The 26,294-nt window shown below is 45.5% G+C and carries 31 protein-coding genes and 1 riboswitch; of the genes, 11 read left to right on the forward strand and 20 right to left on the reverse strand.

All coding sequences use genetic code 11. From position 1 onward, the window contains the following. Positions 1-88 precede the first annotated feature (88 nt). The 7 genes from AC1MEO_RS06760 to mnhG are packed head-to-tail and all read left to right on the forward strand — an operon-like array spanning position 89 to position 5,864. Positions 89-2,503, forward strand: a complete 2,415-nt coding sequence (locus tag AC1MEO_RS06760; protein WP_480335177.1) for a Na+/H+ antiporter subunit A — start codon at positions 89-91, stop codon at positions 2,501-2,503. Beyond that, entirely contained in the window at positions 2,490-2,912 is a 423-nt protein-coding gene (locus AC1MEO_RS06765) for a Na(+)/H(+) antiporter subunit B (RefSeq protein ID WP_480335178.1), read from the forward strand. The genes AC1MEO_RS06760 and AC1MEO_RS06765 overlap by 14 nt, the downstream gene beginning before the upstream one ends. Further along, positions 2,912-3,259 (forward strand): Na(+)/H(+) antiporter subunit C, encoded by a 348-nt coding sequence (locus AC1MEO_RS06770; protein ID WP_480335179.1) that lies wholly within the window; start codon positions 2,912-2,914, stop codon positions 3,257-3,259. The genes AC1MEO_RS06765 and AC1MEO_RS06770 overlap by 1 nt, the downstream gene beginning before the upstream one ends. Continuing rightward, positions 3,252-4,733 (forward strand): Na+/H+ antiporter subunit D, encoded by a 1,482-nt coding sequence (locus tag AC1MEO_RS06775; protein WP_480335180.1) that lies wholly within the window; start codon positions 3,252-3,254, stop codon positions 4,731-4,733. Before AC1MEO_RS06770 ends, AC1MEO_RS06775 begins: the two co-directional genes overlap by 8 nt. Before the next feature lie 6 nt (positions 4,734-4,739). Further along, a complete protein-coding gene (locus AC1MEO_RS06780; RefSeq protein WP_480335182.1) occupies positions 4,740-5,219 on the forward strand; it encodes a Na+/H+ antiporter subunit E in 480 nt (159 codons plus the stop codon). Next, on the forward strand, positions 5,216-5,497 hold the full coding sequence (locus AC1MEO_RS06785) for a Na(+)/H(+) antiporter subunit F1 (protein WP_480335183.1): 282 nt from the start codon (positions 5,216-5,218) through the stop codon (positions 5,495-5,497). The genes AC1MEO_RS06780 and AC1MEO_RS06785 overlap by 4 nt, the downstream gene beginning before the upstream one ends. Next, complete coding sequence (gene mnhG, locus AC1MEO_RS06790) at positions 5,445-5,864, forward strand: monovalent cation/H(+) antiporter subunit G (RefSeq protein ID WP_480335185.1); 420 nt, start codon at positions 5,445-5,447, stop codon at positions 5,862-5,864. The genes AC1MEO_RS06785 and mnhG overlap by 53 nt, the downstream gene beginning before the upstream one ends. A 42-nt stretch (positions 5,865-5,906) precedes the next feature. Here the strand turns inward: mnhG and AC1MEO_RS06795 are convergent, their stop codons facing one another. Beyond that, positions 5,907-7,400, reverse strand: a complete 1,494-nt coding sequence (locus AC1MEO_RS06795; RefSeq protein ID WP_480335186.1) for a leucyl aminopeptidase — start codon at positions 7,398-7,400, stop codon at positions 5,907-5,909. A gap of 148 nt (positions 7,401-7,548) precedes the next feature. On the opposite strand from AC1MEO_RS06795, the gene AC1MEO_RS06800 reads away from it, so the two are divergent. Further along, the gene (locus AC1MEO_RS06800) at positions 7,549-8,025 is read left to right on the forward strand and encodes a divergent PAP2 family protein (RefSeq protein ID WP_480335187.1); all 477 of its coding nucleotides are present in this window, start codon (positions 7,549-7,551) and stop codon (positions 8,023-8,025) included. Between the two features lie 51 nt (positions 8,026-8,076). Here AC1MEO_RS06800 and AC1MEO_RS06805 read toward each other — a convergent pair whose 3' ends face one another. The 6 genes from AC1MEO_RS06805 to AC1MEO_RS06830 form a co-directional block, all read right to left on the reverse strand. Further along, entirely contained in the window at positions 8,077-8,406 is a 330-nt protein-coding gene (locus AC1MEO_RS06805) for a YuiB family protein (protein ID WP_480335189.1), read from the reverse strand. Positions 8,407-8,914: 508 nt separating this feature from the next. Beyond that, positions 8,915-9,040: a YuiA family protein gene (locus tag AC1MEO_RS06810; RefSeq protein ID WP_006828526.1), complete on the reverse strand. Its 126-nt coding sequence runs from the start codon at positions 9,038-9,040 to the stop codon at positions 8,915-8,917. A gap of 141 nt (positions 9,041-9,181) precedes the next feature. Then, entirely contained in the window at positions 9,182-9,679 is a 498-nt protein-coding gene (locus AC1MEO_RS06815) for an NUDIX domain-containing protein (protein ID WP_480335191.1), read from the reverse strand. A gap of 111 nt (positions 9,680-9,790) precedes the next feature. Continuing rightward, the gene (locus AC1MEO_RS06820) at positions 9,791-11,005 is read right to left on the reverse strand and encodes an NAD(P)/FAD-dependent oxidoreductase (protein WP_480336042.1); all 1,215 of its coding nucleotides are present in this window, start codon (positions 11,003-11,005) and stop codon (positions 9,791-9,793) included. Positions 11,006-11,181: 176 nt separating this feature from the next. Beyond that, complete coding sequence (locus AC1MEO_RS06825) at positions 11,182-11,544, reverse strand: HesB/IscA family protein (protein WP_480335192.1); 363 nt, start codon at positions 11,542-11,544, stop codon at positions 11,182-11,184. 199 nt (positions 11,545-11,743) lie between these two features. Next, positions 11,744-11,980, reverse strand: coding sequence for a NifU family protein (locus AC1MEO_RS06830; RefSeq protein WP_215102237.1), 237 nt, complete (start codon positions 11,978-11,980; stop codon positions 11,744-11,746). Between the two features lie 83 nt (positions 11,981-12,063). Between AC1MEO_RS06830 and AC1MEO_RS06835 the strand changes: the two genes are divergently transcribed. Next, a complete protein-coding gene (locus tag AC1MEO_RS06835) occupies positions 12,064-12,390 on the forward strand; it encodes a YuzD family protein (RefSeq protein WP_480335193.1) in 327 nt (108 codons plus the stop codon). Positions 12,391-12,420: 30 nt separating this feature from the next. Here the strand turns inward: AC1MEO_RS06835 and AC1MEO_RS06840 are convergent, their stop codons facing one another. Continuing rightward, positions 12,421-13,488 carry an NAD(P)/FAD-dependent oxidoreductase gene (locus tag AC1MEO_RS06840; RefSeq protein ID WP_480335194.1) on the reverse strand — a complete coding sequence of 356 codons (1,068 nt, stop codon included), beginning with the start codon at positions 13,486-13,488 and terminating at the stop codon, positions 12,421-12,423. 152 nt (positions 13,489-13,640) lie between these two features. On the opposite strand from AC1MEO_RS06840, the gene AC1MEO_RS06845 reads away from it, so the two are divergent. Next, the gene (locus AC1MEO_RS06845; protein WP_223641936.1) at positions 13,641-13,877 is read left to right on the forward strand and encodes a YuzB family protein; all 237 of its coding nucleotides are present in this window, start codon (positions 13,641-13,643) and stop codon (positions 13,875-13,877) included. Positions 13,878-13,998: 121 nt separating this feature from the next. On the opposite strand, the gene AC1MEO_RS06850 is transcribed toward AC1MEO_RS06845, so the two are convergent. The 10 genes from AC1MEO_RS06850 to AC1MEO_RS06895 form a co-directional block, all read right to left on the reverse strand. Beyond that, positions 13,999-14,772 carry a TIGR01457 family HAD-type hydrolase gene (locus AC1MEO_RS06850; RefSeq protein ID WP_480335196.1) on the reverse strand — a complete coding sequence of 258 codons (774 nt, stop codon included), beginning with the start codon at positions 14,770-14,772 and terminating at the stop codon, positions 13,999-14,001. Further along, complete coding sequence (locus tag AC1MEO_RS06855) at positions 14,762-15,217, reverse strand: DUF86 domain-containing protein (RefSeq protein ID WP_480335197.1); 456 nt, start codon at positions 15,215-15,217, stop codon at positions 14,762-14,764. Before AC1MEO_RS06855 ends, AC1MEO_RS06850 begins: the two co-directional genes overlap by 11 nt. An 83-nt stretch (positions 15,218-15,300) precedes the next feature. Beyond that, entirely contained in the window at positions 15,301-15,627 is a 327-nt protein-coding gene (locus tag AC1MEO_RS06860) for a YutD family protein (protein WP_480335198.1), read from the reverse strand. Between the two features lie 15 nt (positions 15,628-15,642). Further along, positions 15,643-16,566 (reverse strand): lipoyl synthase, encoded by a 924-nt coding sequence (gene lipA, locus AC1MEO_RS06865; protein WP_480335199.1) that lies wholly within the window; start codon positions 16,564-16,566, stop codon positions 15,643-15,645. Between the two features lie 143 nt (positions 16,567-16,709). After that, positions 16,710-16,841 carry a methionine/alanine import family NSS transporter small subunit gene (locus tag AC1MEO_RS06870; RefSeq protein ID WP_480335201.1) on the reverse strand — a complete coding sequence of 44 codons (132 nt, stop codon included), beginning with the start codon at positions 16,839-16,841 and terminating at the stop codon, positions 16,710-16,712. A 15-nt stretch (positions 16,842-16,856) separates the two neighbouring features. Then, positions 16,857-18,377 carry a sodium-dependent transporter gene (locus AC1MEO_RS06875; RefSeq protein ID WP_480335203.1) on the reverse strand — a complete coding sequence of 507 codons (1,521 nt, stop codon included), beginning with the start codon at positions 18,375-18,377 and terminating at the stop codon, positions 16,857-16,859. 196 nt (positions 18,378-18,573) lie between these two features. Continuing rightward, positions 18,574-20,148 (reverse strand): Na+/H+ antiporter NhaC family protein, encoded by a 1,575-nt coding sequence (locus AC1MEO_RS06880; protein WP_480335205.1) that lies wholly within the window; start codon positions 20,146-20,148, stop codon positions 18,574-18,576. Between the two features lie 108 nt (positions 20,149-20,256). Further along, positions 20,257-20,438: riboswitch (Lysine riboswitch) on the reverse strand. Between the two features lie 71 nt (positions 20,439-20,509). Next, positions 20,510-21,853: a bifunctional metallophosphatase/5'-nucleotidase gene (locus tag AC1MEO_RS06885; protein WP_480335207.1), complete on the reverse strand. Its 1,344-nt coding sequence runs from the start codon at positions 21,851-21,853 to the stop codon at positions 20,510-20,512. Between the two features lie 12 nt (positions 21,854-21,865). Next, positions 21,866-22,693: a sulfite exporter TauE/SafE family protein gene (locus AC1MEO_RS06890; RefSeq protein ID WP_480335208.1), complete on the reverse strand. Its 828-nt coding sequence runs from the start codon at positions 22,691-22,693 to the stop codon at positions 21,866-21,868. Further along, positions 22,693-23,553, reverse strand: a complete 861-nt coding sequence (locus tag AC1MEO_RS06895; RefSeq protein ID WP_480335209.1) for a DUF72 domain-containing protein — start codon at positions 23,551-23,553, stop codon at positions 22,693-22,695. Before AC1MEO_RS06895 ends, AC1MEO_RS06890 begins: the two co-directional genes overlap by 1 nt. 225 nt (positions 23,554-23,778) lie before the next feature. Between AC1MEO_RS06895 and AC1MEO_RS06900 the strand changes: the two genes are divergently transcribed. Beyond that, positions 23,779-24,459, forward strand: a complete 681-nt coding sequence (locus AC1MEO_RS06900) for a DNA alkylation repair protein (RefSeq protein WP_480335210.1) — start codon at positions 23,779-23,781, stop codon at positions 24,457-24,459. 64 nt (positions 24,460-24,523) lie between these two features. On the opposite strand, the gene AC1MEO_RS06905 is transcribed toward AC1MEO_RS06900, so the two are convergent. Both AC1MEO_RS06905 and sufB read right to left on the reverse strand, forming a co-directional pair. Next, entirely contained in the window at positions 24,524-24,712 is a 189-nt protein-coding gene (locus tag AC1MEO_RS06905; protein ID WP_480335211.1) for a hypothetical protein, read from the reverse strand. A gap of 167 nt (positions 24,713-24,879) precedes the next feature. Further along, entirely contained in the window at positions 24,880-26,277 is a 1,398-nt protein-coding gene (sufB, locus tag AC1MEO_RS06910; RefSeq protein WP_480335212.1) for a Fe-S cluster assembly protein SufB, read from the reverse strand. Between the last annotated feature and the right edge of the window lie 17 nt (positions 26,278-26,294).

The following is a 26,294-nucleotide window of genomic DNA, read 5'->3' on the forward strand; positions in this document are numbered from 1 at the left end:
GTAATGAATGAACGGTGCAAAACCACTCGATTTGCGTTATAATTTCTAATTAGAAACTCATCACGTATATGCTGGAAGGAGGATTCATTTGTCATTTGTATTTTTAATCTTTTTACCTTTGCTGGCAGCTCTCTTCATCCCGCTGTTATTTAAGAAAGTCGGAAAGATCCATACAGGCTGGTTTGTTTTGATCGTGCCCGTTATTTTATTCATTTACTATGCCTCATTGCTTCCCACTACCATTGATGGCGGCAATCTGGTTTCTGAATTTCAATGGATCCCTTCACTTGATATCGCGTTTGTTGCGTATATTGATGGATTGAGCCTGCTGTTCACGTTGCTGATTACAGGCATCGGAGCTTTAGTGGTACTGTACTCCATTTTCTATTTGGACAAACATCGCGAACAATTACATAACTTCTATGTTTATTTATTGATGTTCATGACGGCAATGCTCGGCATTGTCCAAAGTGATCACTTAATTACACTCTACCTATTCTGGGAATTAACATCGATTTCATCTTTCCTTCTGATCGGTTATTGGTACACCCGAGACCGCTCGAGGTTCGGTGCATTAAAATCGATGATGGTCACCGTTTTTGGCGGATTGATGATGCTTGGAGGCTTTGTGCTTCTAGGCATCATGGGCAATACATATTCAATACGTGAATTGATTTCGCAGGCACCGGAAATGGCGACGCATGATTTCTTCATCTGGGCTCTCGTCCTTGTGCTGTTTGGTGCATTTACGAAGTCTGCACAGTTCCCGTTCTATATCTGGCTTCCCGATGCAATGGAAGCACCCACTCCTGTAAGTGCTTACTTGCACTCTGCGACAATGGTCAAAGCAGGCCTATACCTGGTTGCTCGCTTGACCCCCATTTTCGCGATATCCGGCACGTGGATGTGGCTCGTGGCAGGAGTTGGCTTGTTCACCATGTTCTGGGGCTCTTTCTTCGCCTTGAAGCAAAAGGACCTAAAAGGCATTTTGGCATTCTCCACGGTTTCACAACTTGGTTTGATCATGTCGTTGCTGGGGGCTTCAGCTGCCGGTTACCACATTGACAATATTGCGGAAACCACATTCAAGTATGCTGGATTCGCAGCAATATTCCATTTGATCAACCATGCCGTCTTTAAAGGCAGTTTGTTCATGATTGCCGGAATCATCGACCATGAAACCGGTACGCGGGACATCCGCAAACTTGGCGGGTTGATGAGCTTGATGCCCGTTAGTTTCAGCGTTGCTATGATTGGAGCATTTTCTATGGCAGGCTTGCCTCCATTCGGCGGTTTCCTGAGCAAGGAAATGTTCCTGACAGCCATGCTTTCTTTAGCTGAGTTTGACTTATTCTCCATGGACGTCTGGGGCGTATTATTCCCGATTGTCGCTTGGCTCGGTTCCGTATTCACGTTCATCTACAGTTTCTATTTTGTGTTCCATACATTTGCCGGCAAACACAAGCCGGAGCAACTGCCGAAGCCGGCTCACGAGGCACCGATCGGCATGCTCATTTCTCCGGTGTTTCTCGCCATTCTTGTTGTTGTGATTTTCTTTATCCCGAACCGTGTCGGTGATTGGCTCGTCAAGCCAGCTGTTATGGCCATCCAGCCTTTTCTTTATACTTCTCCTGGACAAGTGGATGTCCATGTATCGGCATGGCACGGCTTTAACACCGAGCTCTTTATGACCCTCGGCATCTTTGCAGTCGGCGGCCTGATGTTCTGGACGCTGCACAAATGGCAGAAGAGCTATGACCTCTTCCCGGATTCCGTCTCGTTGAATGCTTTATATGACAACTTGATGTTCTTGAGCGACACTGGTGCAAACCGCTTTTCTAAACTTTACATGACCGGCTTTATCCGTTCTTACTTGGTCTATATGTTCAGTTTCGTTATTTTCATCCTTTTGAGCACCCTCTATTTGACTGAGGCATTTGCTCTGGACCTAACTAATTTGGCACCCATCGGTTTTTATGAAATTGTCATCATGGTGGCTTTAGTCGGCTCAACGCTGACGATTCTCGTTTCGAAATCGAGGCTTACGGCGATTATCGCTTTGGGGGCTGTCGGCTATTCAGTTGCCTTGTTCTTCGTCATTTTCCGTGCACCCGATTTGGCATTGACCCAGCTGGTGATCGAGACCATTTCCGTCGCGCTGTTCCTGCTGGCATTCTACCATTTGCCGCAAATCAGCCGAAAAGAAGAACGCATGGGCTTCCGTCTTGGAAATGCACTCGTTGCAGTGGGTGTTGGCATCACGATGACCTTAATTGCTCTAGCGTCCCATTCACAAAAGGCTCTGCCTTCCATTTCCGAATTCTACAAAGAAACTGTCTACTCGGAAGCAGGCGGCGGAAATATCGTCAATGTTATTTTAGTCGATTATCGTGGATTTGATACATTGTTTGAAATTGCTGTACTGGGTATTGCCGGTATCGGCATCATTACCATGATCAAACTGCGGTTGACCAAAAAGGAGGGTCAGCATGAGAACAAATGATGTGATGCTTCAAACAGCTACAAAAGTAGTGACCTTCATCATTTTGATGTTCGCTGTCCATATTTTCTTTGCGGGCCATTATACACCTGGCGGAGGATTTGTCGGCGGATTACTGACTACCAGTGCGATTGTCCTGCTGATGCTTGCTTTTGACCTCGAAACGGTCAAGAAAATATTGCCGATCAATTATGTGACAATGACAGCTGTCGGTCTACTGCTGGCACTTGCCACTGCCTCTGCGTCCATCATCTTTGATGTTCCTTTTTTCACACATGCATATGATTACTTTGATTTACCGCTTTTCGGTTATACTTCCCTGCACTCGGCGATGCTGTTCGATGCAGGTGTTTACCTGGTTGTTGTCGGTGTAACGATGACCATTATTCAAACGATTGGAGAGGATGAATAATGGAAATAGTCATGTCGGTTGCCATCGGATTTCTCTTTATGGCAGCTGTTTACTTAATGCTTTCGAAAAGCCTGATACGCATCATTATCGGGACAGGGCTGCTGAGCCATGGCGCCCATCTATTGCTTTTGACCATGGGTGGTCTTAGCGGAAACTCGCCGCCCGTCGTGGCTGAAGGAGTCAGCGTCAGCGATTACGCGGACCCCTTGCCCCAGGCATTGATTTTGACAGCGATTGTCATTTCATTTGCCGTTACATCATTTTTCCTTGTGCTCGCATACCGGTCTTATCAGGAGCTCGGTACGGACAATATGGATTTGCTGAGAGGAACTGAAGACCATGAGTAATTTACTTTTATTTCCGATCATCATTCCTTTGCTGTTTGCTACTATCCTGATGATGTTCCCAAAACACTTGAAGCTGCAGCGTACACTTGCTGCAACTGGTGCAGGCGCAACGTTGATTTCTTCTTTATTCCTGCTGGCAAAAGTGAATGCTGATGGAGTACAGGCTGTCACGCTCGGCAGTTGGCCGGCACCTTTTGGCATTTCCATGGTTTCGGATCCACTATCTGCCCTATTGGTGGTCACTACTTCCATCATCGTTTTGTTTGTCGTGTTCTACAGCTTTCCGACCATCGGCGTGAGACGCGAGCAATCCTATTACTATCCAGCGGTAATATTCTTGATGGTCGGCGTCAATGGCGCATTCACGACCGGAGATATCTTCAACTTATTCGTATTTGTTGAAGTGCTGCTGATGGCTTCCTATCTCCTGATCGTTCATGGAGGAGAAAAGCCGCAGCTTCGTGAATCCATCAAATACCTGCTGGTGAATATTATTTCATCCGCATTGTTTGTAGCTGCTGTCGCATTTCTCTATTCTGTCACCGGAACTTTGAATATGGCGGATCTTGCAGTGAAGATTCCACAAATTGAAGAAACCGGAATCCTGACCGTCATTGCTGTCATGTTCCTGGTCGTCTTCGGTTTTAAAGCCGCAATCTTCCCATTGTATTTCTGGCTGCCGGGATCGTACTACGCACCACCTATTCCGATATTGGCGCTATTTGGGGCTTTGCTGACAAAAGTCGGCGTTTATGCCATCATGCGTACATATACTTTGTTCTTTACAATGAATATTGGCTTTACACATGAATTACTTGGAATCATCGCCATCCTGACCATTCTTGCTGGCTGTGTGGGTGCACTCGCCTATTTTGATGTCAAAAAGATCATCATCTATAATATCATCATTGCGGTCGGTGTAATCCTGTTCGGGGTTGCCCAATTAAACCAGCCTGGTGTCGATGGCTCCATTTTCTATCTGCTCCATGATATGCTGATCAAAGCTGCCTTGTTCTTCCTGGTCGGGATTGTCGCCGTATTGTTCGGCACGACAGACCTCCGGAAAATGGGCGGATTGATCAAAACTTATCCATTCTTGGGCTGGACGTATTTGGTTACAGCATTTGGACTAGCGGGAATTCCGCCCCTCAGCGGATTCCCCGGTAAGCTGCTGATTGTTCAAGGTGGATTTGAAGGCCCGCAATTCTGGGGGAGTATTATCGTCCTTGTAACAAGCCTGATTGTATTGTTGAGTGCTGTGCGCATCTTCGTTTATGCTTTTTGGGGAGAACCGGTTGAAACCGTTCCCTTAAAGAAATCCGTATTCAATCAAATGTTTATCCCAACGGTCATCCTTGTTGCCATTACAGTGGTATTCGGGGTCGGTGCGGAACTCTTCATGCCATTCATTTCTGGCGCAGGCGAAGTGCTGCTGAATCCATCCATCTATATTGATGCGGTCTTAAAGGAGTAGATGACTATGGCGTTACAAATCTTATTGAATTTCTTCCTGGCCTTTGTCTGGATGTTCATGACCGTTTCCTTCAGTCCAGCCGGATTCGCAATCGGCTTTATCGTTGGCCTCGGCATCATCATTCTGATGCGCCGGTTCTTTTCATACCACCTGTATACTTCACGGGTATGGGCTATCATCAAATTATTCCTGTTGTTCCTAAAGGAGCTTTTTCTGTCAAGCATCCAGGTTTTGCGGATTGTCATCAGCCCAAATATGAACTTGAAGCCGGCAATATTCGAATTGGAAACGGAACTTAAAGAGGATTGGGAAATCACTTTACTATCCGCTTTAATCACCCTCACACCCGGTACGCTTGTTGTCGGCATTTCAGACGACCAGAAAAGGCTCTATATCCATGCGCTCGACTTTGACGATATTGACGGAGCCGTCAATGCAATCAAAGATACATTCGAACGTGCCATTCTGGAGGTGAGCCGCCCATGATGATGTTTTATTGGATTTCGCTTATCATTGTCAGCATCGGCTTTACCGGTCTGCTTTACCGGCTCGTTAAGGGACCGACAATCGCTGACCGGGTCGTTGCACTCGATGCCATCGGGATTTCTTTGGTGTCGATCATTGCCCTTTTGTCGCTGATCATCGAGACGGAGTTCTTTCTCGAAATCATCTTATTGTTGAGTATCCTGTCCTTTATCGGGACCATTGCTTTTGCAAAATTCCTTGAGAGAGGAGAGATTTTCGATCGAGACAATAATCATTAATATCCTCATCATCCTATTAATGAGCACAGGGGTCATTTTCAGCCTCGTCACGGCATTGGGGCTTATCCGCCTGCCGGATGTCTATACGCGTACGCACGCGGCCTCTAAGAGCTCGACGCTCGGGGTTCTCTGTGTATTGACCGCCGCCTTCATCCACTTTTGGCTGGTCGAAGGCATCTTCAATACGCAGATGATCATCGCCATCGCGTTCCTATTCATCACAGCACCTGTGGGTGGCCATATGATTGGACGGGCAGCTTATATGTCCGGCATCAAAGTGGCTGATGAAACGGTGCGTGACGACATGGCCGATGCTTTGGAAGAAAAAAAGAACAAACTGATGGACAAAAAAACTACCGAACATTAAAAACAGCCTGCAGGCATATTGCCTGCAGGCTGTTTTTTCATTCTATTGTTCGTCTGCCATCTTTTCGACCAGCATCGCCAATGTTCTGACCATCGCACCGGTTCCGCCTTTAGGTCCCAGATCATGTGGACCGTCTGCGTCGGACGTTCCCGCTATGTCAAGATGGATCCAAGGCGTGTCCCCTGCAAATTCACCGACAAATCCACCGCCGAAAATCATGTGGCCATCACGGCCGGGTGAATTATTCAAATCGGCAACGTCGCTTTTGCGGATGCGTTTTTTATCGCTTTCCGTCAAAGGCAGACGCCAGACAAATTCCCCGCTTTCCATGGAGGCTTCCAGGAAAGACTCGAAAAATGCCTCATCGTTGGTCAAAGCGCCGGTTTTGTCTTTCCCTAAAGCCACAATGACTCCACCGGTCAACGTTGCCACATCCACAATACGGGTTGCGCCCAATTGCTTCGCGTAGCTGACGGAATCCGCCAATACCAAACGCCCTTCGGCATCTGTATTGAGGATTTCAATGGTTTTGCCGCTCATGGACGTGATGACGTCATCCGGTTTAAAGGCATTGCCGGAAATCATATTATCTGTTGATGCAATAACTGCCATCACATTTTTTTCCGGCTGCAGTTCACCGATGATTCGCATCGCGCCAAGCACTGCAGCGGCACCGCCCATGTCGCCTTTCATGCCCACAATGCCGTCCTTCGGCTTGATGGAGTAACCTCCGGTGTCGAAGGTCACCCCTTTGCCGACAAGCGCCAGCGGGTCTTCAAAGCCTTCTGTGGCTTTGTATTTCAGAACGATCAGCCGCGGCTCTTCAACAGAGCCCTGATTGACCGCAAGAATTGCGCCCATTCCCAGTTCTTCAAGCTCGGCTTTTCCTAAAATATCCGTTTCAAAGCCATAGGTTTCCCCAAGTTCACGGGCGTATTCCCCCATTGCCGTTGCTGTCAGGATGTTTGCCGGCATATTGACAAGTGTCCGCGCTTCGTTGACCGACTGCCCGAAAACCACTCCGACGGTTGCCGCCGCTTCAACGTCTTCTGAAACCGTTTCTGCCAATAAAGTCAAAGACTCCAGTTTCACCTGCGTCTCATTGGATGTGGTCTTATAATCGTCAAAGCTGTAGCCGCCCATCGTGATGCCTTCTGCAGCCAAAAAAGCGACATCTTCTGAGGTGATCTTGTCATTTTCGAACGACTCCATATAGAGGGCTGCATGCTTCACTTTCTTCTTCGCCAATTCTTTGCCTGCCAATCCGAAGCATGAGCGAAGATCTTCCTCGGTCAATTTTTTGCGGTCATCTAGTCCGATAAACAAAACCCGTGGAATATCTCCAGACAATGTCGGATAGGTAATCGCAGATTTTAAATCGAACGATAAGTCCTGCTTGATCCAGCTTTCCAGTTTGCCATCAAAACGCTTCGCGAATTCGCTCCACCCTGTGCTGTTTTCCGGATGCCGGCTTAAGCCGACTATGAGGATTTCCGCTCCGTTGTGCTGTGAATGCTGCTGTAAATTGATTTGCATAAAATTCCTCCTTTTACGTTCTCCTCAAGTGTAGCATTTAATACGGATTTCGAGTAGTTCGTGTATCGAAGGAATAAACTGCCATAGAAATTAGTCTGTCTATGATATACTATGAGAACATATTTAGACAGAAAGGCTGTGGCCCCGTATGGAAATTTTCTCTAATCATCCTCTTATGATTGCCCTGTTTGCGATCATCTTCGCCCAATTCGTTAAAATCCCCATCCAGTATGCCGTGACACGCGAACTTGACTGGAAGCTCTTTTCGTCGACTGGCGGCATGCCAAGTTCGCATTCAGCAGCAGTGACTTCTTTAACGACTGCCGTGGCTTTTGAACATGGTGTTTCTTCCACAATCTTCGCGGTCTCGACCATGTTTGCCGTCATCACGATGTATGATGCCACCGGTGTCCGTTTTCAAGCCGGACAGCAGGCCTTGACCATCAATAAGATGCGCCAGGATATCTATCTTTTCATGGATGAAACCAGAAAATGGCCACAGAAAAAAGAAGAAGAAAAGATACAGGAACTGAAGACCTTGCTTGGCCACAAACCAAGTGAAGTCTTTATGGGGGCTTTGACAGGTATTGCCATTTCCTTCATCTTTTACGGGATGCTCACATAACCATACAGAACCAAAAAACGCCGACCCGGATAACCGGATCGGCGTTTTTTGTTAGAACATCTGATAACCCATTTTGCGAAGAATTTTCATGACAAACCCGGATGTGATGGCACCAGCCCAGCCAGCCAATAAAACAGCGATATCACTGCCTGTCATGGATGTAATGGTGTCCCCCAACATCGAGAAGGATTCCCCAGGATTCGTGAAATAATCAAAAATGCCCACATCATCCACCACTAACAGGATGACGACCGGATAAACCACAGCCATCAGCCATGTCATCCGAAGCAACATATTCAATAAAAAGCCGATTCCGAAAAACATAACATAAAAAAGCAACATGGAAATAATCAATTGCACAATCGTGAATGAACTGTTCATGAACTCTAACCTCCGTTATTCCTTTCATCAGTTTACCCGAAAAAACGGAGGCTTTCAATCCAGCAGAACAGAGTTCATCGCTTTGTCACTTATACTAGAAAAGCGGAGGCAGCCAAAAGCAGAAGCTAACCTAAGAACGCGACTTCCTGTCGCAACGGTTAGCTGACCCGCATCCTGCGGCCCTCCGACAAGCGCTGGAAGCCTTACCGGTAATGGCGCACTTTGCCATTGTCGGTAAGGCTGAAGCGACTCGAGGGGCTGGCTGCCGGAGTCTGGACACTGAAAAGCGGAAACGGCCGTTCAGCTCTGCCGGGCATAAGACAGACCAGCAGTGTGGCGCTCTTTGCCATGCAGCTGGGTTGGCTTATGATCCAAAGAGTTGGCCGTTGGAGCGGACAACTAGAAAAGCGGAGGCAGCCAATAGTAGAAATGCCCTTCGCCAAAACCCACTCCAAACAAAAAGAAGCGATCGGCATTACTTGATCCGATTGCTTCTAACCCATTGTCATTATTTTTTTCCCGAACCCGAACAGCAGGAGCACGTTTCTGAACCGCCCAGTCGCAATTGAAAATATCCTTGTCCTGAACAATAAGGGCATTGATTGACGTTTTTAGCCTTTTTGAAGATCGTCATCCGAAACACCTCCTTCTGTTCTTGTTTGTAATATTCTGATAATATAGCACATGCCTCTATAGAGCGCAACTGAAAATAAGAAAATGTAAACGGTAACAACCCTTTTTTTCTTTTATTTCCTCATTTTTTCTGTTTTATCCTCTATTTTTTAAAAAACAACTTGTACTCCGAATAACCGAAGACTTTCCCCGGGTCTACGTCCTCAATCGGCTCCAATCCTTCTTCCAATACATAAGAAACCATTTCATGCAGCATGACAGAAGCTTCTGCGTCATTTGACAAGTCAGCCGGTGATACCCAGTCTGCCAGATAAAGCTCAGATAATTGCGCAGTAATAGGCTGCTCTTCGTTCTGCGCCTCCAATAAGAAAATTGCCATATTGTCACTGATTTCCTCACGGATAACTCCTGAACGAAAACCAATCATTCCCATCAGCTCGCAGTCAATTCCGGTTTCTTCTTTAACTTCCCTTAGAACTGCCTGGTCAATTGTCTCAGAGCCCTGTACAAACCCCGCTGGAAGTGACCATTTCCCGTGCAAACCTCCATATCGCTTTTTGACCACCAGCCACTCCCCTTTGGAATTTACTACGAGTCCGGCTGCTCCCAGCCACACATTTCCACGTTTCCGATTAGCCACGCATCATCTCTCCTTGGAATAAAAAATAGACAAGCCTCCAGCAAATGCACTGGAGACTTGAAAAGTACATTAAAAAAAGCTCCCCGCTAAGGGAGCTTTGGATCATCCAGCTTACAGAACGTTGAATTTACCTTTTTTCAATACCAGCATAGGTCCGCCAATCAGCAGCAATGCACGGTTATCAATCATTTTCTTCATGAATGACGCTCTTTTGCCTGTTACTTTTTTGCCGAAGACAACACCGATGGCATCGTCATCACCAAGTGAGCAGACCGTTCCTTTTAAATCGGGAACAAATTCAAGAGTCGTTTCATCGTTCATCAACGCTTTCAAGTTATTTGCTACGTTTACAGCTTGCTGCATAGCAATCTGAGCAGTTGGTGGATAAGGGCGATTCGTTTCTTCGTTGATCATCAATGCACAGTCGCCAATGATGAAGACATCATCGTATCCTGGAGCACGCAAGTCTTTATCGACTTTAACGCGAGCACGCATGTTTTCGATTGGAGTCGCTTCAATCAGTCTGTTGCCGCGTACGCCGGCAGCCCAAACGACTGTACCAGCTTTGATGAAATCAAACTCATCATCGCCTTTTTTGATTTTAACGCCTTCAGGAGTCGCTTCCACGACTGGAGTACCGATTGAAAACTCGATTCCTTTAGACTCCAAATGGCCTACTGCGTAGTTGACAAGCTCTGGGTCGAAGCCTGGCAATACCATTGGCGCAGCCTCTACACAAACAACACGAACTTTTTCACGCGGTACATCAAACTCTTTACACAGTTCAGGTACACGGTTAGCCAATTCCCCAAGGAATTCGATGCCCGTGAATCCAGCTCCACCCACGATAATTGTCAAGCGGCTATCGTCTTTGACTGGCTCTGCAGACCAAGTAGCAAATTGGAATTCAATATGCTCACGGATATAACGGGCAGCTTTTACGTTCGCAATTGACAAGGAATATTTATCAAGGCCTTCGATTCCGAAAGTCTCGCCTTCAAAGCCAAGTGCAATGACAATGTAATCATATGTAAATTCGCCATTGTCCGTAGTGACTTTTTTGCCGACTACATCAATCGCTTCCACTGTCGCTTGGACAAATTTTACTTTGACGTTGTCAATAACATCTTTGATATCGTAACGCACTTGCTCAGGAAGCAATGTGCCTGCAGCTGCTTCATGAAGCCATGTGCTTTCATAATGATATTCGTTTTTATTGATCAATGTTATGTCCGCAGCATCTGTGCCAAGAACTTTTTGCAGGTTCACTACAGTAGTCAATCCACCATAACCTGCTCCTAATACTAATATTGACGGTCTTTTCAATACAATCGCAACCACCTTCAAGTCATTTTTTAATCGAATATCGACAAAGCGGTCAAACCTTGGCGCACCGATAAACATCTATACTCTATATTAGACCTAATACCTTATGATTTCAACCGGGGAATGTGTTTATGGCAGACTTATCCACAACAAAAAAGTCGGTTTGTCACCGACTTTTAACAATTCTCTGGAGTACCTGCTTTTTTAGCGGTACGGAATGAAGTTCCGCAGCCACATGATGCAATGGCATTTGGATTTTCTATGGTAAAACCGCCGCCCATCAATGACTGTTTATAGTCAACTACTGTCCCTTTTAAAATCGGGGCATCTTCTTTAGCAATAAGAATTGGAATTCCAAATTGCTCGTAAAAATCGTCTTCTTCGCTTTTGGCCTTTTCAAACCCCATGCCGTATGTTAATCCACTGCATCCGCCGCCGTTAACCGCGACACGCAAAAAGGATCCTTCTTCTTCGTTATGGCGCATCATCTCTTTTACCTGGAATGAGGCTGCTTCTGTAATTTCAACTACTTCTGTCAATCCAATCACCATCCTTATGATTTATCATAGCAATCATTTCCATCATTATTCAAGTCGTCCACCTTCGAACAGCTATGTTACTTGAATTATTCACTCTGCAGCTGCATTATCCAATTTGGGCTGCTCCCGAAAAATCTATCGCTGCAACATCATTGCATTTATTTTATACAGAAAAAGGGACCTAAAAGGTCCCTTGGCATTAAAATACTTGTTCTACTTCTACTATACCAGGAACTTCTTCAACTAACGCACGTTCAATCCCTGCTTTTAATGTAATTGTCGAGCTTGGGCAGCTTCCGCATGCACCGAGCAGACGAAGTTTTACGATCCCATCCTCTATATCAACAAGTTCGCAGTCTCCCCCGTCACGCAAAAGGAATGGACGTAATTTATCTAAGACTTCCATTACTTGATCTTCAATCAAAGCTTCAGTCATTTATATCGACTCCTTTCATTATAATCATTATAATGTGATTAGAGAGAAAAAGCCACTAATGAATTCACAGGAGGGTCAAAATCATGCAGAAAGAATTATCCATTGAAGTCTACGGAACCGACGTGATCTGTGCAAGCTGTGTCAATGCACCGTCTTCAATCGACACATATGAATGGCTGGAAGCCGCCATCTCAAGGAAATACAAAGATCAGCCATTTTCAATTACCTATATCGACATTGAGAAACCTCTCACACTGGAACACCAAAAAGATTATGCGCAGCGCATATTGGACGACGAATTCTTTTACCCACTTGTTTTGATTGAGGGCGAAGTTGTCGGTGAAGGTTACGTACAATTAAAACCTGTCTACCGCGAACTGGAAAAGCACGGGTTTTCTGAAGTAGAATAGAAAAAGCGCTCATAATTGAGCGCTTTTTTGTTAGCCGTTATGCCATTTGTACATCCACAATACGCCTGATTTCATCAGACGGGCGATGCGGCCCGTTACGGTACGGTCCGCCAAATAAGCAAAGCCTTGTTTTTTGCCAAGAGAGCCAAGGAAACCTTTTAATTTAATTTCCGGCATGGTTTCAGGCAATGCCTCGCCTTTCCATGTCGCTTTCAATACTTTGACGATCTGTTCTGCCTGCTCTTCCGCTAATTGAGCAGAAGGCGCCATCGGCAATGCTGCACAGTCACCCACTATGTAAACATGCTCGTCGTTCGGCAGTTGGTGGTATTGGTTGATGACTACCCGTCCGCTGGCGTCACTTTCGAGTCCTAGGTTTCTCACGGGCTTGACAGGTTGGATACCCGCTGTCCAAACAACCGCATCTACCGGAATCGTCTCTTCGTGATTATGGAGCATTTTGGGTTCGACTTGTGTGATATTGGAATTCGACACCACATCGACGTTATTGTTTTCAAACCATTTTTTCACAAAATTACTTAAGCGCTCAGGAAAATCGCGCAGGATCCGGGGGCTGCGGTCAAACAGCTTGATTTTCAAGTCTTTCCGGCTTTCCCGCAATTCGCTGGCCAATTCAATCCCGCTAAGTCCCGCTCCCACAACACCAACGATTGCACCTGCTGGCAAGCCAAGCAATGCCTGATAAGTAGCACGTGATTTGCCGATGGTCTGGATGCTGTAAGTAAACTCTTCCGCTCCCGGCACCGAGTGGTATTTGTCTTCGCAGCCCAAGCCGATTACTAAATCGTCATAGGCGATACGTTCGCCATTTTCCATGAAAATGCATTTTTCCTGAAGGCCGATTTCCAATATTTCGCCGTTCACAATCGTTAAACGCTCATGCTCCGGGAAAGGAACACGGACTTCATGGTCTGACTCTGTACCAGCTGCCAACGCATAGAATTCGGTCTTCATGCTGTGGAAAGGCGTACGGTCAATTAAAATAATTTCGACATCCTGGGGAAGGCTGGCGGGCAATAAACGAAGCAAAATCCGCATATTGCCGTAACCGCCTCCAAGTAAGACTAATTTTCGCATAAAAATCTCCTTTAAATTTCATCTGTCTCTTCAATTTCTCAAATATGAGTATAGCTGATTGTGACAACTTTCACAATGCTTTCGCCAGAAATCAATTAATTGACTCCAGCTGCAAAAAAAGGTAGGATTTCGTTGTAGTGAGGTGACTTAGAATGAAACCGATTGTTGAATTTTGCATCAGTAACATTGCCAATGGCGCACAAGATTCTTTTGAAAAACTCGAACGGGACCCTAATCTCGATGTTTTGGAATACGGCTGTTTAAGCTATTGCACAAAATGTTCCGAGTCTCTATATGCTTTGGTCAACGGAGAAATCGTTGAAGCAGAATCTCCTGAAGAGCTGACCAAAAAAGTCTATGAATTCATAGAAGAAAACCCTTTATTTTAAGCCGTTGAAAAACGGTTTTTTTTTATTGTCTGAACATCAGATTCTACATACTTCGCTAAGCCCAGCAACGCTATTTATAGTCGTCCTGCTGGGCTTTTTTGTTTTGTATCCCGTCTTTTTCTTATATTTCCCAAAATCCAAGATTTTCAATCGCGAAGCTCGGTGGATGCTGTTTTCCCAGTGCCGTCTCCATTCGAGTGACGCCTGTGTTGACGTGGATGGTATCGATTCCGAAACGGATACCTGCCTGGATATCCGTGTCATAATTGTCTCCTATCATCACCATCTCGCTCTTCTGAAATCCTGATTCATGTTGGATTGCTTCCAGCATATGAATTTGGGGTTTGCCGATATAAACAGGATCCACATCGGTCGAAGCGGCTACCAGTGTAGTAAATGCCCCGTTCCCCGGCAAAAAGCCTTTTTCAGATGGAAAGGCCAAATCCTGGTTAGTCGATAAAAAGACTGCGCCTTTTCGGATTTCCAGGCAGGCAGTCGCCAATTTGTCATAGGTGATGTTCCGATCAATTCCCATCAACACAATTCCAGCTTGGTCCTCCACCCGCTCAATCCCCTCTTGCTGAAGCGCTTGAGCAAGCCCGTCCGAACCAATCATGTAGACTGAACGTTCCGGATACCAGCGTTTAATGTATTTAGCTGCAGCAATTGCTGAAGACATGATCTGCTCTTTTTTTGCTGTGATCCCGAAACCGGCCATTTTGTCTTTTAATTGCTGTTGCGTCATGGAAGCATTATTTGTTATGAAAAATGGTTCAATCCCTTTTTCCTGAAGGCGGCCGATAAACCCGGCCGCCTCTTCAACCGCTTCAGTTCCGCGGTAAACTGTTCCATCCAAATCTAAACAATAGGCCTGATATTGTTTTTTAACGGCCATCGTTCGTCTCCGGAATAAATGCCGAAACCGGTCCCAGCTCATGAATAAGATAATATTCAACTTTTGGCCCAAATGCCTTTAACGGTTCCAGGTTTTCGTCGATTGCCTGTATGATTGCCTGATGATCCACTTTCATAAATTCGCGCACCAGCATTTTCCGTAATGCCAGAACCTTTTTCAGTGGTTGGTCCATTTCTTTTGTAATCACTTTTTCATCCACTAAAATATCGATGATGTCATCATAGCTTCCTGGATCGCGCATAATAAAACCGTCAATCATCGAGTTTCCGACATCGATCATCGACTCGATAATGTTCGCACCCACCCGCTCCAGCGCAAGCTGATCGCCAAATGCAGTCCACTGTTGCTGGGCTTCGTAAAATTCCAATAAAGAATTCATATACTGAATCGTTTCAGTTATTTTGCTGCGGTCAATAAAATACATAAAATTACCCTCCAATAGGCGTTTGAAAATCTTTCATTTCTTTCCTTATCATATCATAATGCACGAAAAAAACCCCCGGCGGATTAAATATCCGCTTCGGGAGCCTGCTCTTCTGTTTCTTCGATAGGGGGTGTTGCTTTACCGACTTTCTTTATGACGAAATAAGCACAGCCGAAATTACAATATTCATAAAGATAGTCCTGCAATGTGCTGATTTTTGTATCATAGGTCGCTTTATGGTTGGTATCTTCAAAAAAACCTTTTAACCGCAGTTGACCATAGCCCCAATCTCCCAAAATATAATCATATTTGGACAGGATTTCACTATAGCGGTTAGTTAATGGCTCTTCTTGGAAGCCTTCCCTGTAATCGATTAATATATCATAATTCCACTGATCCAATGTGATCAATCTTCTCACCATCCATTAGCTGTTTATAGCAGCTGCTTGCTCTTCTCCGAGGCGCTGGCGCTCTTTGGCAGCTGCATTGACTTGCTCATCCGCATGATAGCTGCTTCGGACTAGAGGGCCTGCCTGGCAATGCGAGAACCCTTTGGTCATCGCTATCTCCCAGAATTCCTTAAATTCCTGCGGCGAATAATATTTCTGTACGTTCAAATGTTTTTTTGAAGGCTGGAGGTATTGGCCTATCGTCATGATGTCGACATCATTGGCACGCAGGTCATCCATGACTTCAATGATCTCTTCTTTTGTTTCACCTAAACCGATCATCAGGGAGGATTTTGTCGGAATTTCCGGATGCAGCTCTTTCGAACGCTTCAACAGCTCCAGTGAACGGTCATATTTGGCACGTGCCCGAACTCTTGGAGTCAAGCGTCGAACGGTCTCAATATTGTGATTTAAAATATCCGGTTCTGCAGCCATCAGACGCTCCAGGTTTTCATAGACTCCACCCATATCAGACGGAAGGACTTCAACAGTTGTAAACGGATTGGCACGCTTGATCGCCCGGATGGTTTCAGCAAAGACAGCTGAACCCCCATCTTTCAAATCATCTCTTGCTACTGCCGTGATGACAGCGTGTTTCAAATTCATCATTTTCACGGAAGCCGCAACGCGCTCAGGTTCCTGCAGGTCCAATTCATTCGGCAATCCTGTTTTCACTGCACAAAAACGGCAGGCTCTCGTACAGATAGCACCGAGAATCATAAAAGTAGCGGTTCTCCGTGTTCCCCAGCATTCATGGATGTTCGGGCATTTCGCTTCTTCGCATACCGTATTGAGGTTGTTTTCCCGCATCATCTTCTTTAAATCTGTATAGTTTTCATTGGTATTGAGTTTAATCTTCAACCAATCGGGCTTTCTGAGATGTTCCTGCTTTGTTGACATGCACATCGTCCCCTATCTATCTGATTTATGTATGGAATCCGGTTCTGTTCCAAATGTATCATATAATTCTGCTCCTCACAACCACTCGTCCAGCTCCCCAAACATGGAAAAGCCCGGAAACTGGTGGTTTCCGGGCTTGTAAATTATACGTTATCTGCAGCGTCTCTCGCTTTGTTCTTCTTGCTGCTCGTTACCGCGTGGATTATGCTGGCAGCCAAGCCACCCCAAATGATGACCATACCGATGATCATTACAACAATTGAACCTGTAGTCATAAGAAGTTCCCCCTTTTAATTGCGCTCGTCATATTCTCCCTGCTCTTTATGCCATTTTCCAAGAGTGAACAGAATACCAAAGATCACTGCTGCTGCAGCTACTGCCACACCACCTGATAAAGTGAACATATCAGAGTATCCTTCGTAGTTCCCTGTTTCTGTGTCAAACTCTTTCAGGAGATTCATTTTCAGCAAACCGAACATCATATAACCTAAAACGATCGGCGTAATGATGCCCAGGCTGAACTTCCACCATGCTCCAAGATGGATATCGGAGATTTCGTTGGCATGGCCTTTGAGCAGATCCGCCTTGCGGAATACCCAGACGACCAGCACAACTTCCACAAGACCGATTGCAGCAACACCAAATTGGTTGATGAAGTAATCCGCAAGATCCAGGAAGAACAAACCACCCTGCGTCGCGAATAGGATTGAAATCAAAGCTGCAAGCCCACCGCCGAAAAGTACTGACTTCGTGCGGGAAATCCCAAATTTCTCTGAGAAACCGGCAACATAGGTTTCAGTGATTGAAATCAATGAGGTCAGTCCCGCAAGTGTTAAGGATAAGAAGAAGAGAACCCCGAACAATCCGTTAAAGCCAGGAAATTCATTGATGATCTGCGGGAACACCACAAATGCGAGTCCGACGCCTGCTGTAGCAACATCGCTTACAGCTACTCCCTGCTGGGAAGCCATGAATCCAAGAGCCGCAAATACGCCGATTCCGGCAAGCAGCTCAAAGCTCGAGTTGGCAAATCCGGTGATGAATGCATTGTTCGTGATATCCGATTTTTTCGGCAAATAACTCGAATACGTGATCATGATGGCAAATGCCACCGACAAACTGAAGAAAATATGGCCATAAGCCGCGACCCAGACGGACGGATCCATAATGGCTGCAAAATCAGGTTGGAAAAATGCTTCCAATCCTGTAAGAGCTCCATCTAAAGTAACAGCCCGCACTACTACTGCGAAGAAAATGATCAGCAAAGTCGGGATGAAAATCCGGTTGGCCATTTCAATTCCTTTTTTAACGCCTGCCAACAGGATCCCCAAAGTAATGATCCATACAAGAGCCAATGGAATGAATACGCCCCATACAATCCCTCCGGTTTCTCCCGGTTGAACCGTCAATTGCAGAAATTCAGTGAACAGGAAGTCTTGAGTATCTGTACCCCATGCCTGGTTGAAAGAAAATATAGTATAGCGCATTGCCCAAGCGATAATAACGGCATAGTATACAGATATGATAAAGGACACAAATACTGCCCACCAACCAAGCCATTCCAATTTTTTGCCACCCATTCTAAAGAATGATAACGGTGCTGAACCACGGTACTTGTGGCCGATGGTAAATTCAAGTATTAAAATCGGTATCCCTGCAGTCAATAATGCAAACAGATACGGTATGAAAAATGCACCCCCGCCATTTTCATACGCAACATACGGAAATCGCCAAATGTTACCCAGACCTACTGCAGAGCCGACGGCAGCCATGATAAAGCCAGCACGCGTACCCCATTGTGAACGTTCCATCTCTCTTCCCCCTTTGTTTATTCCCATTTTATTGACATAAAAATAGGAATTTTGATTATTTTCAGATTATTAGTCGATCTAAAAATAGTATACCGAGAGGCATCCCTAAAGTAAAGATGAATTCACAATATATTTCAAAAAAACTATTGCCGCAAAAGTAAAAAGGCAGAGAAGAAGCTTCTCTGCCTTGTTTTCACTATGCATTTTGTTGTTTCTCAATAATAGTTGTGCGCTTTGACCAGACCAGGAAGAGCACAGCCAGTACCACTAAGACCACACCTAAAGAAATTAACAGCGAACCTGTGAAACCTATGACAATATACCCTATCGCTGCAATGCCAGCAGCCGTCAATGCATATGGAATCTGCGTCAAGACATGATCCATGTGATTGCTTCCGGCTCCTGTTGAAGACAGGATCGTCGTATCGGAAATCGGTGAACAATGATCTCCGAAAACAGCACCGGCCAGAACAGCTGATAAAGCCGGCAACAGCAAGGATGGATCCGCTTCGATCATAATGGTTCCGGCAATCGGCAAAAGAATACCGAATGATCCCCATGATGTTCCTGTAGAGAAAGCCATGACGCCGGCTAAGACGAACAGGAGCACCGGCAGAATAGCCGTCGGGATATTGCCGTCAGAAACCACACCAGCTAAATACGTTCCCGTTTCAAGCGATCCGATCAATGAAGTCAGCGACCAGGCAAATATCAATATTAGGACAGCGCCCATCATTGATTTGATGCCTGCCCAAATGCCCTTGGCGATCCAACCTGCATTAGCTGTTTTGTTCCGCTTGATCTGCATGGCATAAAGGATGATTGAGGTCAGTGCCCCTAATAGACCACCAGCCAATAAGGAAGCGGGTACATCTGTATTTTCAAAAATCAGCCAAATGTCAAAAACCTGGCCGGCATTCTGATAGCCTGTCCAAATCATCGCGCTTACCGTTCCAAGGATCAACAATAGGATAGGAAGCAGCAAATCTCTGACATGGCCATGTGAATGGGATGGGAAATCTTCTTTCATTTCACCAGGGATGGTTTTTTTCGGATCAAAAAGCTGCCCTTTGGTGATGGCCAATACTTCGTGTTTCTTCATTTCTCCAAAATCCACGTCACGGATGGCAACGAAAAAGACGATGGCCAATGATGCGACTACGTAGAAGTTCATCGGAGCCATCCATAGGAAGGCTTCCAGTGCAGAATATTCCACGAAGGTCTGGCCAGCCAAGATGGTCGCGATAATGCCGATGATGGCAGCGCCCCAGCTCGAGACTGGAGAGACCACGCAAACCGGTGCAGCAGTCGAATCGATAAAGTAAGCAAGCTTGGCGCGTGAAATTTTGTAGCGGTCAGTAATCGGACGCGCAACTTGCCCTACTGCCAATGCATTGAAATAATCATCGATGAAGATGAGGATCCCAAGAGCCACTGTCAGGATTTTCGCCCCTCTTCTTGACTTGATGCGTGTCGAGGCCCATTCAGCGAAAGCATGGCTTCCTCCTGACAGGCTGACGAATGCTGTAATGATGCCCAGCAATAGAAGAAAGAGAATGATAAAGACATTATAGGCGTTAAAGCCTTCATCCCAGAAAATAATTGCGAATGAGGTGAAAAGTTCCTGCAGTGCTTCGACTGGTGCAAACCATGTCAGGATAACAGCTGCTGCGACTATGCCCGCACCTAATGACAGCAGCACACGGCGTGTCAATAACACCATGACGATTGCAATAATCGGCGGCAAAATCGAAAAAATCGTATTCTCCATAAATGTTCCTCCTTGTTTTTGATGGGTGAAAAATGAGACAAAAAAGGCCGACCTCTCCAGTTGGATAAGTCAGCCTTCTACAATTCGTCTGTGCGTTAAAACATCAAACAACCCTGTAGCTCTCCACTCAAACTTTCGCTTGAATGACAGTGACATTCTTGTTCAGAATGACCCCAATCCATTTCCTTAGACCCCAGGAAATGGATTTCGGCAAAACTCCCTTTCAGATGCGTTCCACGCGGTCAAACTCGCGCACCCTACTGATCAGCTCTGCAGCCTCTACCCACCAATATATATTTCTTTGTTAGCATAGCGTAAAATTAACACAAAATCAAATGCCTCTATACTCTGAACATTCCTTCTATTTCAAGGCTTTACTGTGAAAAAATTGGCTGAAGACATCCCTCAGAAACTCGGGCATGAAATATGTTTTGGCAGCTCTTTTCAAACTAGGGAAAAAATAACCAAAGGTCAACATGTCCAAGGTGACCAAACGATAGATTTGATCGTGCACTGCCAGTTGACCATTAATGTAGAATCGATGGTCAATGATCTCCATATTCATATGAATCATTTTGCCGAATACCACACCTCGGAAGCCCATTCCTTTTAACTCAAGCTGCGGCCAATCTGAATTCATGGATTGCAGGTAGATTTCCTTCAACTCCGCTCCACTTAATTCGACGAGGCAAGGGTTGATGGGATGCGGCAGCATTTTATGGAAATCATAGCGTGTCAAGGCGCCTTCGGGCATATCTTCCATAAAGATTCCCGCATTGAACAAGGCACAATCGGCTTCTGTAAAGTCAATCATTGCCTGTCCAAATAAATCTCCAAGCTCCGATTCCTTAAACCACTCTGCTTTCAGGATTTTGGTGCTGTGAAAAATCAGCTCATCCATTTGATTTTTTCCTTGTTGAACCAAAAAGTCATCAAAACCTTCTCCCATTTCACGTAACCGGGAAGTCTCAATCAGCTGCGCAGAAGATTTCCCGAAAGTTTCCTCTACTGTAATCTGGCCAATATAAAACCCGAATTTCCCTGCAGCTCCGAGCAGCGTATCTCCCTGCCATTTTCCTTCGTGGAATACATGATGGGTATGGGCCCCTAGGATAATATTGATCTGCGGACAAAGATCTGCCAATAATTCATCTTCTTTGATGCCAAGATGCGATAGACAGATGATCAAATCAGTTTCTTCTTCAATTTCTTTTACTGCCTGGAGTATCGACTCTTTTGCATCGGTGATTTGCCACCCCAATTTGCGGTAAAATGGCGTAAACTCCGCAGTCGCCCCCACTAGTCCAATACGCATTCCGTTTTTTGCATGGACGATATGATAAGGCTTGGCCCACTCTGGACGATTGCCTTCCAAATCGAATAAATTCGATACCACCACTTCAAACTCAGCCTGGACGTACAAGTCGTTAAGCTCATCTTTCGAAAGGGTGATGCCTTCATTATTGCCGATTGTCACTGCATCGTATTCCGCTTCGTTCAATAGCAGCACATTGCCTTTTCCGGATGTGCCTTCCGTATAAGGATGCGAGCGGTCGACATGATCACCAATATCCAAAATCAGACAGACGTCCCCTTCTTCTTCGTGCCATCTTTTCCGCTCAGCTAAAAAAGATTTGATGCGCGGCCAATTTGTAAAATGGCTATGCAAATCATTTGTATGATAAATATGAATAGTTTCGCTCATGAAAACACCTCTTTAAGAACTGAATATTCCTTCGTAAATTGATCGCAGCCCCAGCACCAGCAATACCAGGCGCAAAATCGTCACCAGCATTTCCGAATTGAGGCGTTTGTTTAATTTGGCCCCTATTTTCGCACCGATATATGCACCCGGAACAACGGCAATCGTGTAGATCCACGGTACATGCCCCAGCGAAATATGCGTAACAGAATTGACGATGGCTGATAAAAAGACCATGAACATGGATGTGCCGATCGCCACGTGCGGCGGAAAGAGAAATAGAAGAATCATGGCAGGCACAATAATCGAGCCGCCGCCAATACCGAATAATCCTGAAGCAAATCCCACAAAAAAAGTCAGCAGCAAAGCAAACCAGATAGGGTAGCCATAAATGAATTGTTTGTTTTGTTGATCTGTAAACGTCGTCTTGCGCCCGTTATCGACAAACCAGCGGACAGCCTTGAAGTGGTCACGCAGCAGCAAAAGCATGGACAGCAATACGAGCAGAATGCCGAAATACAGATTGAAGGACGGCAAATCCAGGTTTTTATTGACGAAAGCCCCAATCACTGTGCCCGGCGCACTGCCTGCAAAGAACAGGAGTCCACTCTTATAATCTATCGTTCGAACTTTCATGTAGGCCAAAGTCGAAGAAAGGCCTGTAAAAATCATCATGACAACAGACAACCCGACGATTTTCTGAGGGGAGAGTTCGGGGAAAAACGCGAAACTGGTGCCCAGAAACAGTAAAGCCGGCACCAGTATCACGCCCCCTCCCAGACCTATCAAAGCGCCTACGATGCCGGAAACGATTCCGACAAGCGCCATGATCAAGAAAACCATTAAAATCCTCCTTCAAATAAATCCATCTGCTTTGGCGAAAGCCCATCAAAGGATAAACCATTCATTTCCTGGAACTCTTTGGCATCGCCTGCCGCATGTCCGCCAGAATTATTATTGAAGATCACGTAGACATTTTCAGCAGCATCAGCCAGTTTTTTTACCGCTCGGCTGATTTCCTCAAGTTCTTCTTTAGTGTAATCGTATAGATAACGGACTTCCCGCCAGTTTTGTCCATGTCCCGGATTCAGCCAGCCATGGACATTGCGGCCGTGGATACGCAGCAGCACTTTGTCTTTTCTTGACGAGATCGGAACCAGTGGAATCGAACCGTCCCCTGCTTGTGGTTCATCACAGACCGAATGGATCAAGTGATTGTCCCGCAAAAAATCCAATGTCTTTTCGCTCATGCCATTGGCGTACCAGGACTGATGGCGAAACTCGATCGCCAAATCAAACTCCGTCAGGCGCCCGGTAATTTCACGAAGCTGGTCGACATTGTCCTTTTGGCAATCAAACCATGGGGGAAACTGCAGCAACACCATCGCAAGCTTGCCAGCCTCTTTCAATGGCCGAATCGATTTGCTGAACGCGTCAAACATCTCGTCACGCGTTTCAAATGGATTTTCTCCGCGTAGATGGCCTGTCATTCCCTGATAAGCTTTTACCACGAATTGAAACTGTTCAGGCGTCTCCTCAATCCATTTTCGGATATTCCGTTCAGGCTGCACTGCATAAAAAGAAGAATCCAATTCGACGATTGGAAAATGCGCACTATAGTCAATTAATTTTTCCGTTTTCTTTGAGCCTGGGCTATAGACATCCGGATGGTCTCCCCAACCCGTCAATCCTACATAAATCATTGTCCCGCCTCCATTTACCTTTATTATTTTATGATAGCATAGAAAAAAAGGAACGTCTTTTTTAAAGAGAGTTCCTTCGAAGTAAATGAGAGTTTAAAGTGAATTGTAAGGCCAGCTCACAAAGTCTTCAGCTTCTTATAAAATTGCTTTGGCTGTTTACAGGAGGTTTCATGGTCTGCCTTCAGCTGTGCTACACTTTATTAAAAAGCTCGAGGAGGTGGTACGATGGAGAAAAAAATATGGAATCATCAAGGAATCGTCGAGAAGTTCGAGGCGAACCGCAATGAGGAATCAGCAAGGCCCATGTCCGCTTATATGCGGAATCAGTTTGAGTTTCTCGGCATCCAAACACCATTGCGGAAAGCGTTGCTGAGAGAGCAGTTTCTGGAGTATCAGCTACCAGATCCAGAACATTTGGCTGAAGAAGTATGGAAACTGTATAAAATGCCAGAGCGCGAATACCAATATGCGGCCATCGCTTTGCTGGAAAAAATGCAGAAGCAGTTAACGATTGATCATTTGCCTTTTCTCCGAGAGCTTATTGAAAGCAAGTCCTGGTGGGACAGTGTTGATTCTATCGCTCCGCGAACGCTTGGCCACGTCATCCTGTCAGAACGGGCTGCCGGCACAACAGCTATGTTCGAGTGGTCTCAAGCCTCAAACATGTGGACAAACCGCGCAGCCATTCTCCATCAATTAAAATTCAAACAACAGACGGATACCGCAGCACTGTGCCACATCCTGCTGCAGCATGCTGCCTCTCCAGAATTCTTCATCCAAAAATCCATCGGCTGGGCGTTGCGCGAATATGCCAAAACCGATGCCGAGTGGGTACGGGCCTTTGTTTTGGAACATTCATTGATGCCTCTCAGCAAACGGGAAGCACTTAAAAACATCAAAAAATAACCTTTGGCATACAGATAATGTGCCAAAGGTTATTTTTATCAAACTGAATTTTCATTGTCGTCCCTTAGAATAATCCGCCGAGCCCTTTGCCGCCGCTGATTACGGATTTTGCCGATTCCATCAGTTCTTTCTTTTCAGTTTCATCGATTTTGCCGTCTTCGTAAGCTTGTTTGGCTTGTTCCATTACTTCTTTCGCTTGCCCCAGGTCTGCGTTACTAAGCTTTTCTTTCAATGCATCAAAGGTTTGGCTCATATCCTGCATTCCTCCTTAAAATTTACCTTCTTAGCTTCTATACCCTTTGTAGAAACCGCAAAACGGAATAGATTGTCTAGACAGACTGACGTCTCTTCACTTACCGAAATCCACAAAAATAACCCTTGGCGTGAGCAGAGCCACACCAAGGGTTGGTTAGTAATCTATTAACCGATAGAGCCTTCCATTTCGAACTTGATCAAGCGGTTCATTTCCACCGCATATTCCATTGGAAGTTCTTTCGTGAATGGCTCGATAAAGCCCATTACGATCATTTCTGTTGCTTCCTGTTCTGAAACGCCACGGCTCATCAAGTAGAACAATTGCTCTTCAGATACTTTTGAAACTTTCGCTTCGTGCTCTAAAGAAACGTTATCGTTCAGGATTTCATTGTATGGAATCGTATCAGAAGTAGACTGATTATCCATGATCAATGTATCACACTCGATGTTTGAACGAGCACCATCAGCTTTACGTCCAAAATGGACCATCCCCCGGTATGAAACTTTACCGCCTTGTTTCGAAATGGATTTCGAAACAATTGATGAAGATGTGTTCGGTGCCAAGTGAATCATTTTTGCTCCAGCATCCTGGTGTTGTCCTTTGCCGGCAATCGCGATTGACAACGTCATGCCGCGCGCGCCTTCGCCTTTCAAGTAAATCGCTGGGTATTTCATTGTCAATTTCGAACCGATGTTGCCATCAATCCACTCCATTGTGCCGTTAGCGTCAACAAATGCACGCTTCGTTACAAGGTTATAGACATTGTTTGCCCAGTTTTGGATTGTTGTATAACGGCAATAAGCATCTTTTTTCACAATGATTTCAACAACAGCTGAGTGAAGTGAATTCGTCGTGTAGACAGGAGCTGTACAGCCTTCTACATAATGAACGCTTGCGCCTTCATCCACGATGATCAGTGTACGTTCAAATTGGCCCATGTTCTCCGAGTTGATGCGGAAATAAGCTTGAAGCGGCGATTCCACTTTGATGCCTTTTGGTACATAGATGAATGATCCACCCGACCAAACCGCTGTGTTCAACGCAGCGAATTTATTGTCAGCTGCCGGAATGACCGACTGCCAGTATTCTTTGAAAAGGTCTTCGTTTTCACGTAGAGCCGACCCGGTATCTTTAAAGATGATCCCCATGTCTTCCAATTCAACTTTCATGTTGTGGTAAACCACTTCAGATTCGTATTGAGCCGAAACACCAGCCAAATACTTTTGCTCTGCTTCTGGAATCCCCAACTTGTCGAATGTGCGTTTGATTTCTTCTGGAACTTCATCCCATGAAGTCTGGCTCGCTTCTGATGGTTTTACGTAATACGTAATTTCATCGAAGTTCAATGGAGCTAAATCGCCGCCCCATTGTGGCATCGGCATTGAATAAAACAATTTCAATGCTTTCAGACGGGAATTCAACATCCATTCCGGCTCATCTTTAATTTTAGAAATTTCTCGAACGATTCCTTCAGTCAGTCCACGTTTAGATCTGAAAACTGAAACGTCCTTGTCGTGGAACCCATATTTATAATCACCGATTTCTGGCATTTTTTTCGCCATTGTCGTTCCTCCGTTCT

It is taken from the genome of Planococcus sp. BI3 (assembly GCF_056680115.1).